2 pseudogenes are annotated in these 1315 nt (G+C 58.3%); one reads left to right on the top strand and one right to left on the bottom strand.

The features are described from left to right. Positions 1-51: 51 nt before the first annotated feature. Positions 52-909, bottom strand: a pseudogene (locus ACIP1X_RS28895) (ArsR/SmtB family transcription factor); the annotation flags it as partial. A gap of 283 nt (positions 910-1192) precedes the next feature. On the opposite strand from ACIP1X_RS28895, the pseudogene ACIP1X_RS28890 reads away from it, so the two are divergent. Further along, positions 1193-1315, top strand: a pseudogene (locus tag ACIP1X_RS28890) (transketolase); the annotation flags it as partial.

Raw genomic sequence — 1315 nt, 5'->3', positions numbered from 1 at the left:
CCCGGGAACGAGACCCGCAGCGGTGGCCCAACTCGCCAAATCGGCCTGTTAAAACCCCAACCATAGATCACCGCAGGCCTCCCTGGCCCAACTCTGGTTGTGGCTACATAACTCTGTCACGAGCAGACTACCGCCCGGTTGCAGCAGGTCGGCCATGTGCTTGAGCGCATCGGCCGGCGCGGCGAAATGGTGCAAGACCATATTCAGTACAACGCAATCGGCCTGAAGGCTTGTGCCGTTCAATGCATCGGCCAATTGCAGGCTGACGTTAGCCAGTTGTTCACGTTCGCATACCTGACGCGCCAGTTCGAGCATCGCCGGGCTGTTGTCCAGCGCGGTTACAGTGCCGAAGCGACGCGCCAGTTCCGGCAGAAATGCACCATCGCCGGGGCCGACTTCAATGGCCGTGGCCGCACCATTGAAGTTCAGTTTGTCGAGCAGGGCCAGCACGCTGTCGCGGTACTGCGGCAGGCCGGCGATCAAGTCTTGCTGGGCGCGAAATTTCTCCGCGACCCGTGCGAAAAAGTCCTGACTGGCCGCGGCACGTTGGCCGTGCACCTGTTCGATCCGCGCTTGCACGTCGTCAGGCAGATCGAGATTGTCGACTTCTTCTAACAATGCCGCGTGCAATTTGCCGCCAAGCAATTCGGTGTGGGGCAGGGCGCGGCGATAAAAAATCGCGTTGCCTTCGCGGCGCGTTGCCACCAGATCGGCCTGCGCCAACACTTTAAGGTGATGACTCATGCCGGACTGACCGATGCCGAAAATCTGCGCCAGCTCCAGTACGCCGAACGAATCGTTGGCCAGCGCGCGCAATACATTCAGCCGCAACGGATCGCCGCCGGCCTTGCACAGGGCCGCCAGCTCGTCGCAATCGTCATGGCGAATGGAAGGCACGCGTAAATTCATAGGGCCGCAGTCTAGTGACGGTGAGAATTCCTCGCAAGGGCAATATCAAAAAGTTTTGATATTGCTCGATCAATGGCGCTTTTTATTGCACTTCTAACCAAGCGGTTCACTCTACAAACGAACAGCGGAAAGGTTTCACCAGCCGAAACCGCCGTTAAGCATGGGAAAAACGCCCGCCGATGACTATCTATCATTGCCCCGAGGCGTCCCGGTGAGGGAAAATGCTCGCCTTTTTTCCGTTCCGATTATTCACCCTTAGTTTCAGAACCCCAGGAGATCAGCGATGCCTAGCCGTCGTGAGCGTGCCAACGCCATTCGTGCCCTCAGCATGGATGCCGTGCAAAAAGCCAACAGCGGCCATCCCGGTGCACCTATGGGTATGGCAGATATCGCCGAAGTGCTTTGG

The sequence above is a fragment of the Pseudomonas sp. NPDC088885 genome, from assembly GCF_044750025.1.
Lineage (GTDB): Bacteria > Pseudomonadota > Gammaproteobacteria > Pseudomonadales > Pseudomonadaceae > Aquipseudomonas > Aquipseudomonas rustica.
Note: the sequence above shows the minus strand (reverse complement) of the source record. Positions and strands in the feature narration are given on the sequence as shown.